The organism is Methylovulum psychrotolerans (assembly GCF_002923755.1).
GTDB lineage: Bacteria > Pseudomonadota > Gammaproteobacteria > Methylococcales > Methylomonadaceae > Methylovulum > Methylovulum psychrotolerans.
Map to the genome: position 1 here is coordinate 2141 of NZ_PGFZ01000021.1, position 13649 is coordinate 15789.

Genomic DNA, 13649 nt, shown 5'->3' on the forward strand with positions numbered 1-13649 from the left:
CACAGCTTAAATCCATCCGCAACCAAGCACGATGTTCCGTTGACGACCTCTTCACTGGGGCGGTTACAGGACATCTTTTTATATCGGATTAGCTATATATGTGCCTATTACAAATCTGAAAAAAGGGACTGCATAGGCGGCGACGAATTGCAGGATTGGCTGGCGGCGGAAGCGGAAATCAGCAAACAGGTTTCCTATTGGTTTCAAGAATGTTAATCGGCCATGACCGCTTTTGCAAAGCAATTTTAGAGAATTTACTATGAAACGCAGGGTTGTCAGAAATATAAATAACAATAATTATGCCATGCTAGAAAAACTGGTCGCTTATCATGAAGCAGGCCATGCGGCGGCCATTTATCTCAACAACCGTTTAAAAAAATTGCCACCCGTTTTTTTTAAGATTCTTTTGGATAATTTGCAGGACGGTGCGGTCGTATCGGTTTTAAAGGATAGGGATGGTCTGCATGGGTGTACTTCCAGGATTAAAGGTGGTCGTCTAATCCACACGCTGCCTTCCCATACTGAGGATCAGAATGCCATCCGGTTCCAGTTTACCGACCGATACCACCCGGCCTTTGAGGCGGACATCGTCAATCTGCTGGTCGGCCCCTTGGCGGAAGCCAAATATATTGCCCGTATGGATAACGAGCCGTTTAAAATCCAATTGCTTACCGTGCAGGCACTCAACAATTATGGTGGGGAAGCCGACTTGGCACTCGTCCATGAGTATTTGCAAAGCTATTCTGACGACCAGCAGGTACAAAATGAAAGTCTGGCGCATTTTTTAACGCAGGCGTTCGCTTTTGTTGACGATCCGGCAAACTGGGCGGCCATTACCCAGTTAGCCGTCCATATCCTGGCTTGCGATAAGGATGAGATTGCTTGTGAAGAGGTGGCCACTGTGTTGGAGCAGCAATACCGGGCAAGAAACCGTCTTATTTAATGGGGATTTGCTAAGCAATTGATGTTACATCAGACATTTTCTGCGATTTGGAAAACAAATAATAGACATCTTTCCTAAATTTTGCCATATCTCAGGTTAACCAACGCGGCCACCAAGCTCCATGTCAGGGAGTAGTTTTTGTGTTTGCCCCGGTAAACGTTTTTGACGATACTGAAAATCTTGCAGCGGCGGTTGAAAGCGGCTTGTCTTTTGTCTTTTTGACGAGCAAGACCGAATTCTGGTGGTGGCCGTGCTGGTTAACCTGATATCTGGCAACATTTAGGAAGGATGTCTATTGATGGCACTGGTGGAGGTGTACTCGCCACCCAAAGTGCCGAGGTCAGTCAACACGCCTTTATCCCACAGGAATGCGCGGTTGGTACTGTGTTCACGCCAAGTGTTACTGCCATTGCCGGATACTTGTCCCCGCGCGTTGATACCGGTGGTATAGGCCGAAGCCCCACCCAGATTGCCGAGGTCGGTCAATTTGCCCTTGTTCCACAGAATGGCATGAGAGACTTCGGAAGCGCTGCTGCTGCCCCTGCCCGAACCGATCACCTGCCCCCGCCCATTAAGGCATAAGTATCTACACAAGTTTAATTATTTTAAAAACAATATGTTATATAGAGATTCTTGCAGATAGCGGCTAGATTTTTAGTTCTTTGACCAGAGAAATCCGGCTTAAAACAGCAATTATTTATATGAAATAACGCTATTATTTACTTAACATAATGATTTTTAATACATAAACTTGTGTAGATACTTATGCCATTAAGGGCTATCGCATTGGAGACAGCGGTCGCGGTCGCTCCCGCAGCCCCAAGGTCGTGCATCATGGCTTTTTTCCATAAAAAGGCATGATATGAAGGCCGGGTTGACGTACCTAACGGTGTCGTCTCGCTGCCGCCGACTATTTGGCCTTGGTTGTTGATATCCGCCGCATCGGAATAAGTCCCACCCAAGGTACCGAGGTCTTTCATAGCCCCTTTTTTCCGGTCTTTTTCCCAAAGAAAGGCGTGGCTTTTACCCGTAGACGTGTCGCTGTTGCCGACCACCTGCCCTTGGTCATTAATGGCATTGGCCCTGGCATTGGTTCCCCCCCAATGTGCCAAGGTTAATGATCCGATAATCGGCCAACAGCGGTTGGGATAAGCCCAAAGCACTTACCGCCATGGCGGGGACAAGCAGCCGGCACAGCATGGAAGGTATTTTCATAACAGATTTCCTTAAGAATAGGAGGTCGCTGGCAAAGGCGTTGGCAGAGCTTTGGTTTTTGGGATCGTATAGTTAAAATAAAAACTCTAAAAGTTTTTTAGGCGTGCAATTAATGGAAAAACGTAACTACTCAGCAGCCCCCCCCCTGTAAAAAATTAACCATTTATAAACAATGGTTTAAAATTTAAAAAGATGCCCGTGTCTTCATTTTTTAGAATAATTCCCTCTTTTTTTGGATGATTTTGGACGGTGATTCCAAAAACAATCTACATATAGAGTTTATATTTTAATTTATATGCTATATGTAGATATTAAGGGGGCTGAGTAGTTACGGAAAAACAAGAAAAATATGATGCAAGGCTTTGGTTTGGCAAAATTACCCCCTAATCACTGACTTAAAGCCTGTAATAGCTTACCGCTATTAGTGCCACATTAGTCAGGATTTGAGGGCTTGGTCTGGCTGTGTGTCCTATATGAAGCTTCCCACAAAACCGCATGGCTTTCACCCGTGACGGCTGCACTGCTGCCTACTATCTGGCCTAAGGTATTGATGGCGTTAGGTATTGAGGAACTATCACCGGTTAATGTGCCCAAGTCGAGCATTTTGCCATGCTCCCACAGGAAAGCGTGGTATTCACCCGTGGCGATTGTGCTGAGGCCAATAATCTGGCCATGATCATTAATGGCAACCGCGAAGGAACAACATCCGCCCAAGGTTTTCAAATCGGTTATCCGGCCTTTATGCCACAAAAACGCGTGCTGTTTGCCAAGGACGGCGGTATCACTGGTGCCTGTCACCTGCCCCTTATCATTGATGTCCACGGCGTATGAATACCCGCCGCCCAAAGTCCCAAGATCGGTTATGGTGCCTGTATGCCAGAGGGTGGCATGGATTTGATAACTGGCCGTTTCACTGGCACCGACGATCTGGCTCCGATTATTGATGGCGCTGGTGGAGGCGCGGTCTCCACCCAATGTACCGAGGTCGCTTATCAGGCCTTTATTCCAGATGAAGGCGCGGTTTACATTAGGTTCAAGCCATGTATCGCTGCCATTACCGACGATTTGGCCTTGGGCATTAATGCTGACGGTATAAGCCGATGCCCCGCCCAGATTGCCCAAGTCAGTCATGACCCCCTTATCCCACAAGATGGCTTGTGATAATTCGGAAAAATAGTTGTCCCTGCCGGCACCGACCACTTGGCCGTAGTCATTGATCGCGTGGGCGGAGGAAACCGACTTTCCGCCCGCCGTGCCCAAATCGTTCATCACGCCCTTTTTCCATAAAAAAGCATGCGGGAAAAGGTCTCGTTCCGCACCTCTGCCGGTATCGCTAATTCCGACCACTTGGCCGTGGCTATTGATGTCCACCGCATCAGAATCAGCTCCTCCCAAAGTGCCAAGATCTTTCATGATCCCGTGTTTCTTACCTTGTACCCAAAGGAAAGCGTGGCTTTCACCCGTAGACGTTTCGCTATGGCCAACCACCTGGCCTTGGTCATTGATGGCATTAGCACTGGAACGGACACCCCCCAATGTACCAAGACCAACGATTTTATAATCGTCCAATAATGGTCCGGACAGCCCTAAAGTGCTTGCCGCAAGAGCGGGCGCAAGCAGTCGGCAAACTGCAAAATGTATTTTCATGGCGATTTCCTTACACATCGAATAAAGTAACTGACAAAGGGTTGGTTAAGGCGTGCGTTCTGTTCGGGATGGGCTAGTTGCGTAAGTTTTTTTTAAAAAACATAATGATATGCCATCAATGCCTGTGTTGGGGGTATTTAAGCAAAAAGGGCAACATAAAATCTATAGGTATAAATACCTAGTGCCGCCCTTTAAGTCAGGGTGGCGAAAGTTAGTTTATTTGGGGTCAAGCGACTGGTGCCGGGTAAAATGGCCAGATAAGGCATGGCGGCGGTTATTTGGGGGAATAACCGCATTTATAGGGTGAGGAAATGTCTGAACGGGTGCTGTGAGTTTTGCGGGGTCTTGGTTTAGGCATCAAAATCCACATCTTGACAGGCGGTGAGGCCAACGATATTGGAAGCTAACTCTTTGTGGGCTTGACACTGGAGACCCCCAAGCCATGGGCGGGGATAAGGGCTATGATTAGGCTGCGTTTGTCCAAGCCATCCAAATCCGGAATATGTAGGCGATCATCCCTGCCGCAGCAAGCGCAATAGCCACTAACACTTGATAATCGAGTATTAAGCATTTTTTGGTGCTGAGGCGTTTAATTGGGGCTACCTTGGATAATCCGTAAATATCGCGCCAAGGCCGTCTGCTCCAAGCCCGCCACTAGCTCGATAAAAAGTGTGTATTCACCACAGGTATGAGCAGTATCTAATGCATCATAGTATTCCAAGCGTTGCCAAACCGGAATAATTGCCGGCAAAAACCCCCGCCGAATCAGCTCAAAATTCATCAACAGGCGGGCAGTATGGCCGTTCCCATCGACAAACGGATGAATACCAATAAAATCGGCGTGTAACCGGGCGGCGCATTCAACCGGATGCAAATGCTCCTCCGCACCATACTTTTCTATTAGGGAAGCCATCGCTTCCGGCACATTAAGAAAATGGGGCGGCACATGTTCGGCACCGGCCACCACAATATTTTCGTGCCGATATTGGCCGGCATTGCGGTCGTCGATGTTTTTCAGAATGAAGTGATGGATGGACTTAATGTGCAATTCGCTTAATAATGCTTTTGCATGGACAAGCGCCTCCACATAATTAATCGCTTTTTTGTAGTTAATGACCTCGAAATGTTCGCGTAACGGCTTGCCACCGATAGTGACGCCTTCCAACACGACGTTGGTTTCCTTCTCTGTCAGGGTATTGCCTTCGATAGCGTTGGAATGGTAAATCCATCCGAGGATTTGCTGTTCATGTAGGGTACGGACGGTATATTCTGGCAAAGGGCATAAAGTGCCCAAACGGGATTTAAGGCAGTCTATTTCGGCAAACGGGTCGATGAGGTTCATTATTGATCCATTTTTGTACGGTGTTTCCCAATGCAGGATGATTAGATAGGACTTTTCTGACTAGACCTTGGATTACCAGCCCTTATTTAGCGGTTAACGCCCTAAACCGACAACTAAACGCCTATAACCGCTTGCGCGGTTTTAGGCTTATTTTGTCCGTGCCACAGACAGAATAAGCCTAATTGCATAAAAATTGACGGTTTCGCAATAGTTTTGGGGTTAGCGCAATTTTCAGCTTACCACTGGCGCATTTTCTGTGGCTCCGACAGTTGGTTTGCCCAGGTTTTGCCACAAAACAAATAAGGGGGGCAAGTGTCGCCGCGCCGTTGCCCTACCGGCTCCAGATGGTTATCAGATACATCGAGAGGGGCGGGATACCCACCAACTGGATTATCGGGCGCGATATGTTGTAGGCCTATGAGCGTTTCACAGTTTTCGTTATCCATCGTCCAAATCACCGTGGCCTGTCCTTTAAGGTTGGCATGAGGGAATTTGAATGCCACAACCATCCCTTGTTCGACCCCAAAGACAATGGGTAAACGGATCATCAGGCCATCAACCGACATGTTGACCGTCATAAAATCAAAATAGTAGCCGTTTAAAAACAACTTCCCAGGAATGGTTATTTTGGCACGATAATTTTTACGGTTAAAACAAGGCTTATCTTCCGAATGGTTCAGCTCTTGAAAAGCCATCGCAAAAGATACCTGTAAGTTTTCCGTAATGGTTATCCTAACGACTTTAGCGATACCGGATAACCGCAACGGGGGCAGAAAAAAATCCAGCGTTTTAGATAATGACAAATTTTTTAGGGTTTGCTGATGATCATTGCCAACGTGTAAATTTTCAGGGATCAACACGGCCAATGCCCCTGATATGGAAAGGTTTTTAATGGTTATTTTACGCATTTTGCCGCCCAAATAGACCCAGCCATCCAAGTGGGTGGCTTTACGGTAAGCGCGTTGCTGTAGTTGAGTGCCCATACTGTCTCCGGTATTTTAAAAAATTATTTTTCGTTGGGTTAGGATGATTTTTATTGCATCACGAATACTATGGTTTTTTAAGCATTTTTTAGTGGTAAAAATATTCTGACATCTGCGGATAAACCCACCATGGACGTGATGTGTGAAAAAGCGTATTTAGTTCTGGTTTTCCGCCGCCTCATAGTGATTGAAATTCACATCCATAAAATCACTACGGATTCCCGCGTACCCTGGCGTTAAAATACGTTCAATATCAGCCCCGGTATCTTCAATTTCAAGCACCTTTGTCCAACCAGGGCCGAGTTGCTGATCGTTGAGATACAACGATATATCGACGCTACCATTAGCGGTGTCTGCGATAACGGTTTTAAGCCCAACCCAACGGTTGACAGGCAGCAGGTTAGGAAGGGTTTCGCGGTTATAAGCTCCGGGGTATACCGCAACGGATTTCAATTCATAATAGCGGCCTTGGCTTTTCTTTTTAACGATGGCAAAACCATCGACCCGAATCCCGGCATAGTAAAGGTTTTTACCGTCCTGATAGCGGTGAAAAAACAGCACACCGTTGGATTGGTTGCGGTTCGGGCTGGCCGATAGGTTAATGTTTTTAATATTGAAAAAGACTTGTTGGGTGAAGTTCTTAAATTTGCCGAGCGTTACTAAACGGAATATATTTTGTGGCCTATAGCCATTGTCAGTGTCGATGGGATTAGAGGCCGCGTAGAGCAAACGGAAGCGGTCTATACCTGAAAGCTCGCCTGTCACCGTGCTAGCGATACCGTTGGCACGGTAGAAATAGGCGCCGGAATTAAGCCACCAATGCGGGTCAGGGCTATCGCTCATATTGCCGGTTTCACTCAGTGTGGCGACATTATCAAAATCATCAATAAAAACCTCCCCTGAAGCCGCTGTGTTAAAAACAACAAACAACAATAACGTTGATAGGTTTAATAATTTCGAATTGGCCATCTTAAAATACCTTTTTAATCTGAATCAGCTTGCACAGCATTTGGGTTAAGCGCAAAGTGCCTTGTTATTTAATTCATTGTTGTACATGGCTATCCTAATCAGGCCGACGATATTGCCCGCTTCCAGTTTTTCCATGATATGCGCCCTATGCAAATCAATGGTACGGTAACTGATACCAAGAATTCGAGCCGCCTCTTTGTTTGAATAGCTGTCCATAATAAGATGCAGCACTTCTTTTTCCCGGTCAGTTAACCGGTCTATCCGCTCTTGTCTTTCCAGTTTGCTGCGCCGTTCTTGCCAAGCCTCTGTGTCTTTCCTCAGCGCTTCGTTGATCCGTTCAATCAATAACGCGGTATCCAACGGTTTTTTCAGAAAATCGACGGCACCGGCCCTAAAGGCTTTTGCCGAATCGGGGATGCCGGCATGGCCGCTGATAAAGATAATAGGGATGGCGATGTCTTTTTTCGCCAGCTGTTGCTGAAGGCCAAGCCCGTCCATTCCGGGCAGGTTCACATCCAACACAAGGCAGCTGGGCACCTGGTGGTTGTAGTCATGCAAAAACGCTTCGGCAGACTCAAACTGTCTGACAGTTTGTCCTGTTGCTTCAATTAACAGCCTGAGCGAATCACGCACTGAAAAATCATCGTCAACGATATAAACTAAACGGGTAAGGTCATCTTGTTTCATTGCATTTATCCTCATTCAGTAGCTGTCTTTACGACCCGGTCGGCGGCGGTGGCTCTTAAGCTACACTCCGTTAAACATTTAACCGCTTATTGAAGGCTTAAGGTAACCGTCTGCCCGGCAATAAAGGCACTTAGTATTAACAATAAAAATACCGGGTGGCACGGCTACCCGCTTCAAGTACGGAAATGGCTTCGTGGTAGTCAATGACATTGGCATGGTTAGCTAAAATATAATCGGCCAACGCGGTGATCGCGAGCCAATGGGGTGTTTCGCTGATAAAATTGAATGCGGCCAAAAATAACCGGTTCAATTCGTTTTCCCTCAACTCATCACTATCAGTCAAGTAATCCAAGTACTGGTTGACAATTGTTAAATCAGACAAACCGCCATAATAAGTTAACGCATAGGCATTTATCGATCGTGGCCCCAGCAGTTCGTCATCCCGTATTGCACTGTATTTAGCTTCCGCTAAAGGCCCTACCAACAGATTGATCATATCGGCTTCAAATGCGGTTTTATAAGTAAGCAGTTGTGGAGTGGAAAATTTTTCGGTTCCCCCAGCAGCAGGCGGCAAACTCTGGATCAAACGGCCACCTTCTATTTTTGCGACCGGTTGTTGGCAATGTTGCTTGACAAAAAGGGCTTGTTGAAAATAGCTATCTAAGGTTTGCACAACGATCTGAAAAAAAACCGGCGGCAATTTTTTTTCCCGGTTGCCAAAATAAATGGCGGCGGCATGGCCGGCTTCATGGATAGCCACTTTTCTGCGTTCGCTATGATAGGTTGACCGGGATATTTTTTTAATGCGCTGTATACGGTTCATAGAACCTCCTCTAAATATTGCGTACTAGAAGTAAGCCAACCACTATTATTTTTAGGTTATTGCCCTGTGTATGACGTAGAAATTTATGACAAACCATATAGTTACCAGTATCTTTGTTGGTTTATGGCCATAGCCGTACGGACGCTATCACGCAGGTTTTGTCCGTTCACCGGCTTGGTTAGAAAATCAACGGCCCACGCCTTAATAACTTTAACCGCCACCGAAATGTCTTCATACCCGGAGAGAAAAATGATCGGAATGCTAATGTCCCGACGGAGCAATTCAGCCTGTAGTTCGGGGTCTGTCATATTGGGCATACAAACGTCAAGCACCAGACAACCTGTGGCCTGCGGATCAAAAATGGCTAAAAAGTCTTTACAGGAAGCGAAGCTTTCGACAGTAAAACCATATGCCCCCAGTTGTAAAGCCATGCCTCCCCGGACATCATGGTCATCATCAATAATAAAAACAGTAGGTTGCGTGTTCATAAAGGCCTTGTGGATGCGAAAGGGACAGTTAAATAAAACGCCGCGCCGGGGTTGTCGTCTGCCTGGAACCACAGTCGTCCGCCCTGAGCTTCAACCAAAGCCCGGCTGATCGCCAAACCCATCCCTAAGCCATGGGACTTGGTGCTATAAAAAGGCTCAAAAATACGCTTAGCCGCTTCCGCATCAAGACCTTGGCCGCAATCCCGGATACAAACCTGTGCCTCGGAGGTACTGATAGCGCAGACTGTCACCATTAGGGAACCTGCCGTCAGACCGATGGCGTGCATAGATTCAACGCCGTTACATAGCAGGTTAATCAACACTTTTTCAAGTTGCAGGGTATTGGCTTGTACCTTGGGAAGGTTCTTTTCCAGGCTAAGCTTGACGGTAAATTGCTGGATCCGACCATCTTCTTTCAGGACGGCAACGACTTTACGCACGATGTGGTTAAGGGAAAGCGGCGCGGTGACGGTTTCCCCAGTACGCAGAAACCCGAACAACTGATGGACGAACTGGCCGGCTCTGCGGATTTGTTCGGTGCTTTGCTCCAGCGCGTAGACCAATTTTTCCGGTTGCTTATTGCCGGCCTGAAATAAGCAGTGGGCGGCATCGGCATAAGAAGCCGCCGCACTCAACGGTTGGTTAAGGTCATGGGCGATCGCGGCGACGGTTTGGTTAACAATCTCAAGCTTCAATAGCCGTTCATATTGGCTATGGTATTCGCGTTGCTGCTGTTCGTAGTGTTTACGCTCAGTGATATCGACGAAGCTGCCTACCATACGCACAGGCTTGCCTTTCGCATCCCGCTTCACAACAATGCCATTCTCCTGCACCCAAATATAACTGCCGTCCGCCCTGCGCAAACGGTGCTCACTATGGAAACGCTCGCCCGTCCTAAGCGCTAGCCGGAGCTTGCGCAACACGTCTTTGCGGTCATCCTCTTGGAGCAGTGTGATAAAAAACGACGGCTGGGTGTAGGTGGGGATATTTTTGTCTAAACCGAGCAGTTCATACCATTTGTCATTATGGTGGGTTTTATTCCCAATGATATCCCAATCCCAAAGGCCTTCCCCGCTCGCATCCAAGACTAAGGCCAGCCGCTCTTCGCTGTCTTGAAGAGCCTGTTCGGCTTGTTTGTGCTCGGTAATATCCCGAAGGATGCCGGTATAATACCGCTCGTTCCCCTCATGGAAGTCACCAATACCGACACTCAATAAAAGGCTGGCTCCATCTTTCCGCCGCACGCTAAACTCCCGTTGGATACGGAAGGGCTTAGGCTTTTCGGTAGGGGATGGGAAACAACCGTCAAAGCTTTGTGACAGTCCCATCAGCTTATTGATGCTGTGGCCGATGATTTCTTGCGCCGATACACCCAGCATGGTCTCGGCGGCTTTATTAAAAACCCGGATGATGCCCCGGTGGTCAATCGTAATGATACCGTTGACCGCCGTGTCAATAATGGCCTGAAGCCGTATTAAACCGTTACGCAGCTGTTCTTCGGAGTGTTTGAGTTCCGTAATGTCATTGATGACCGTACACAAGCTGATTGCGCCGCTGGCTTTATCCCTAACCACACCGGCATCCAGCCTGACCCATATCTTAGCGCCGTCTTTACGCAACAGGCGCGGCTCAAAAGTACGCCACTCGCCGCCGCCCAGCAGTTGCCGAAAATACAAGGCACAGGCATCTTGATCTTCCGGAATGACAAAATCACTTAATGGCCGCCCGATAAAGGCCTCTTTTGTTATCCGCAATAACAGGCTAGCCGTAAGATTGGCCGCCAAGATCAGCCCCTTATGGTCGAGTGAGAGGTAACCTACGGGCAGTTGGTCGTAAAGCTCAATGTAGCAGGCCTGCACATTCTGTAATTCTGCGGGTATATAGGGCAGCTTTTCACTTTGGGTCATGTCAGCTCCCTGATATGCCTGCGGCTCATGAAGGGCGCGTATGGTTTCAGAAGAAGTGCCCAATAAAAAGCTGCGTTCGCTACGCCTACGGAACTTAGCGCTTCTGGAACCGGCCCAACAGGAGTTATAGAGATTATTTTTCGATGTTATTGTCATGACGGCTCTCCTTAATAATGCTTACTGGCGCTGTACCAGCCCCCAAAGATGTAGTTACTGCGGTTTTGCCCCGTTAGGAACAAATTTATTCCTCATTAAAATGATGCCTCCCAAATCGCAGGTATCTTGTCAAAATACTTATAATGCAACGCTATAGGGCTGTCGCCGTTCTCAGGCGATAACGCCAAACGCCAAGCAAAAATTACAATTTTTATTGTGGTCGGCAACATGGCGTAGCGATTTCCCAATCTGTTAATCTTTTAACCTTTTGGTTATTCTGATGCAAAAATCCCTTGATAACAAACGTTCTAAATGGGGTATTAATGGATATAAAATGGATAGTAAATATATTCATTTTTCTATGTCAGGATAGGTATCAGCATGGTGCTTCCGCCTATCTTCAGCGGCAACCATCCCAAACACTGGGAAATTTTTGTTTAAAGGCTTTTTATATAGTAAAAATTTGAATTTGATGTAAAAATAATATTAGCTCTGACTTTTTTCTGACCAGCTTACGCAATCTTCCATACACCGCCAACCTGCCTTAATAAACAATATTAGGTTTCGGCACAAAAGTGTCCGTTGGGGTTTCATAGGGTGCCCTATTATCCATTTAAGTTATAGGGTTTTTTATTTAAATTAGTTAAACTTTAAATTAAAATAAATGCGCATTAATTTAAATAAATAACTTTTATAGTAATTTTATTTAATTTTTTATAGGATTTTTGAAGTGCTATTGGCATTAAAGAATGGGCAGGAAAAACCGCCAGATTACCGCAATAGGGTTTAATAAAATAATCAAAGATTTTTATTTACTATTTTAGTAGGTTTTTAAAATGGCTGGGTAATGGGAAATACGGCAGAAGGAAGGTGGAAACTTTACAGGCAATAGGAAGCAATTTGTGATACCGTGTTTTTGCGGGGATAAGTGCAGAAGAAGCTACTTTTTTGCCGCCTGCACACGCTATCTTAGACCAGGCAATGCTGGTCGCGCCCACCGCCTATTATGCCTACAACAGGCGGTGGGCTTTTAAACAAGCGTAATTACAGGAGTTGGGCATAATATCGGCAACGGCATAGCCGTGGGTGCCACACGCTAAAGAGTGCTCTAGCCCCCACTACAGCCGCCAAACTTTAATGCCGGCCTGTTCCAGTTTATGCACATTGAAATAAGACTTAACATCGATAAAACACCCGCCTTTAATCAGTTTTTTCTGAAAATCCTCAACCGATAACGCGGTAAATTGCTCATGCGACACCGCCGCGACAATGGCATCCGCTCTCGGCATATCCTCCCAAGACAGTAACCGTAAGCCATATTCCTTCATGGCTTCATCGGGATCCGCATACGGATCATGGACAAACACGTCCACACCATATTTTTTTAACTCATTAATGATGTCCATGACTTTAGAGTTGCGCATATCAGAACAATTTTCTTTAAAGGTCAACCCTAATATATTGACCCTTGCGCCTTTCACATAACTGCCGCAGGCGATCATGTTTTTAAGAGTTTGCTCGGCGATGAATTTACCCATGCCGTCATTTATGCGTCTGCCGGCAAGAATAACCTGCGGATGGTAGCCCAGCATCACGGCTTTATGGGTCAAATAATAAGGGTCGACACCAATACAATGCCCACCGACCAAGCCGGGTTTGAATTTCAGAAAATTCCATTTGCTGCCGGCCGCCTCCAAGACTTCGGTGGTGTCGATGCCGAGCATGTCAAAAATGATCGCCAACTCGTTCATCAGCGCGATATTTAGGTCACGCTGGGTATTTTCGATCACTTTGCAGGCTTCTGCCGCCTTGATGCTAGAGCAGCGGTAAACGCCGGGCTTGACTATCCTTTCATAAACGTTTGCGACTATCTCCAGGGTTTCCGGCGTATCGCCCGACACCACTTTCAGAATGGTGCTTAAGGTATGTTCGCGGTCGCCGGGATTGATCCGTTCGGGCGAGTAGCCGACAAAAAAATCCTGTTTCCAAACCATGCCTGATTCCTTGGCGAGAACCGGAATGCACACTTCTTCGGTTGCGCCCGGATAGACGGTGGATTCATAAATGACCACCGTGCCTTTCTTCATGTATTTGCCGACGAAGCGGCTGGCCGCTATGAGCGGGCTAAAGTCGGGAATGTGCGCCCCGTCAACCGGGGTCGGTACGGCCATGATAATAACGTCCGCCTCGGACAACAGGCTGGGGTCTGAAGAATACTCCGCATAGACGGCCGCCTGCATAGCGTCCTCGGACAATTCATGGGACGGGTCAACGCCATTTTTACAAGATTCGACTTTATGTTCGGCAATATCAAAACCGATGGTGCGTGAATGCTTGCCCAGCTCAACAACCAGCGGCAAACCCACATAACCTAAACCTATAACTGCAATAATTGACATACTATTTTCCTTTGGATTATTAACTGATGTTACGCAGACATATTCTGCGGTTTAAAAAACAAATAATGAGTCGCTACCGCGACGGTTTTT

13 protein-coding genes are annotated in these 13649 nt (G+C 46.9%); 2 read left to right on the top strand and 11 right to left on the bottom strand.

Going from position 1 to position 13649, the window contains the following annotated elements; genetic code table 11:
* Both AADEFJLK_RS24190 and AADEFJLK_RS21875 read left to right on the top strand, forming a co-directional pair.
* The coding region (locus AADEFJLK_RS24190; RefSeq protein ID WP_211299307.1) for a DUF2934 domain-containing protein at positions 1-216 on the top strand (216 nt) is incomplete at its 5' end.
* 43 nt (positions 217-259) lie between these two features.
* Positions 260-943, top strand: coding sequence for a hypothetical protein (locus AADEFJLK_RS21875; protein ID WP_103975775.1), 684 nt, complete (start codon positions 260-262; stop codon positions 941-943).
* Positions 944-1222: 279 nt separating this feature from the next.
* Here the strand turns inward: AADEFJLK_RS21875 and AADEFJLK_RS21880 are convergent, their stop codons facing one another.
* The 11 genes from AADEFJLK_RS21880 to AADEFJLK_RS21930 all read right to left on the bottom strand — a co-directional run bounded on the left by AADEFJLK_RS21880 (position 1223) and on the right by AADEFJLK_RS21930 (position 13559).
* Positions 1223-1537 carry a hypothetical protein gene (locus tag AADEFJLK_RS21880; RefSeq protein WP_103975776.1) on the bottom strand — a complete coding sequence of 105 codons (315 nt, stop codon included), beginning with the start codon at positions 1535-1537 and terminating at the stop codon, positions 1223-1225.
* Between the two features lie 125 nt (positions 1538-1662).
* Positions 1663-2055 (bottom strand): hypothetical protein, encoded by a 393-nt coding sequence (locus AADEFJLK_RS21885; protein WP_211299308.1) that lies wholly within the window; start codon positions 2053-2055, stop codon positions 1663-1665.
* 535 nt (positions 2056-2590) lie between these two features.
* Positions 2591-3805, bottom strand: coding sequence for a DUF3466 family protein (locus tag AADEFJLK_RS21890; protein ID WP_170065217.1), 1215 nt, complete (start codon positions 3803-3805; stop codon positions 2591-2593).
* Positions 3806-4394: 589 nt separating this feature from the next.
* Positions 4395-5147: a Fic family protein gene (locus AADEFJLK_RS21895; RefSeq protein WP_103975779.1), complete on the bottom strand. Its 753-nt coding sequence runs from the start codon at positions 5145-5147 to the stop codon at positions 4395-4397.
* Positions 5148-5383: 236 nt separating this feature from the next.
* On the bottom strand, positions 5384-6130 hold the full coding sequence (locus AADEFJLK_RS21900) for a PilZ domain-containing protein (protein WP_103975780.1): 747 nt from the start codon (positions 6128-6130) through the stop codon (positions 5384-5386).
* Positions 6131-6286: 156 nt separating this feature from the next.
* Complete coding sequence (locus tag AADEFJLK_RS21905) at positions 6287-7099, bottom strand: hypothetical protein (protein WP_103975781.1); 813 nt, start codon at positions 7097-7099, stop codon at positions 6287-6289.
* A 45-nt stretch (positions 7100-7144) separates the two neighbouring features.
* Positions 7145-7786 (bottom strand): response regulator transcription factor, encoded by a 642-nt coding sequence (locus AADEFJLK_RS21910; protein WP_103975782.1) that lies wholly within the window; start codon positions 7784-7786, stop codon positions 7145-7147.
* Positions 7787-7922: 136 nt separating this feature from the next.
* A complete protein-coding gene (locus tag AADEFJLK_RS21915) occupies positions 7923-8609 on the bottom strand; it encodes a hypothetical protein (RefSeq protein ID WP_103975783.1) in 687 nt (228 codons plus the stop codon).
* A gap of 101 nt (positions 8610-8710) precedes the next feature.
* Entirely contained in the window at positions 8711-9097 is a 387-nt protein-coding gene (locus tag AADEFJLK_RS21920; RefSeq protein ID WP_103975784.1) for a response regulator transcription factor, read from the bottom strand.
* A complete protein-coding gene (locus AADEFJLK_RS21925; RefSeq protein WP_103975785.1) occupies positions 9094-11160 on the bottom strand; it encodes a PAS domain S-box protein in 2067 nt (688 codons plus the stop codon). The genes AADEFJLK_RS21920 and AADEFJLK_RS21925 overlap by 4 nt, the downstream gene beginning before the upstream one ends.
* A gap of 1118 nt (positions 11161-12278) precedes the next feature.
* Positions 12279-13559 (bottom strand): nucleotide sugar dehydrogenase, encoded by a 1281-nt coding sequence (locus AADEFJLK_RS21930; protein ID WP_103975786.1) that lies wholly within the window; start codon positions 13557-13559, stop codon positions 12279-12281.
* Positions 13560-13649 lie beyond the last annotated feature (90 nt).

Bases quoted from the DNA above. Each gene is read 5' to 3' on its own strand.
- AADEFJLK_RS21900 (WP_103975780.1), bottom strand. From the start codon at position 6,130: ATGGGCACTCAACTACAGCAACGCGCTTACCGTAAAGCCACCCACTTG.
- AADEFJLK_RS21920 (WP_103975784.1), bottom strand. From the start codon at position 9,097: ATGAACACGCAACCTACTGTTTTTATTATTGATGATGACCATGATGTC.
- AADEFJLK_RS21905 (WP_103975781.1), bottom strand. From the start codon at position 7,099: ATGGCCAATTCGAAATTATTAAACCTATCAACGTTATTGTTGTTTGTT.
- AADEFJLK_RS21875 (WP_103975775.1), top strand. From the start codon at position 260: ATGAAACGCAGGGTTGTCAGAAATATAAATAACAATAATTATGCCATG.
- AADEFJLK_RS21915 (WP_103975783.1), bottom strand. From the start codon at position 8,609: ATGAACCGTATACAGCGCATTAAAAAAATATCCCGGTCAACCTATCAT.
- AADEFJLK_RS21925 (WP_103975785.1), bottom strand. From the start codon at position 11,160: ATGACAATAACATCGAAAAATAATCTCTATAACTCCTGTTGGGCCGGT.
- AADEFJLK_RS21930 (WP_103975786.1), bottom strand. From the start codon at position 13,559: ATGTCAATTATTGCAGTTATAGGTTTAGGTTATGTGGGTTTGCCGCTG.
- AADEFJLK_RS21890 (WP_170065217.1), bottom strand. From the start codon at position 3,805: ATGAAAATACATTTTGCAGTTTGCCGACTGCTTGCGCCCGCTCTTGCG.
- AADEFJLK_RS21910 (WP_103975782.1), bottom strand. From the start codon at position 7,786: ATGAAACAAGATGACCTTACCCGTTTAGTTTATATCGTTGACGATGAT.
- AADEFJLK_RS21895 (WP_103975779.1), bottom strand. From the start codon at position 5,147: ATGAACCTCATCGACCCGTTTGCCGAAATAGACTGCCTTAAATCCCGT.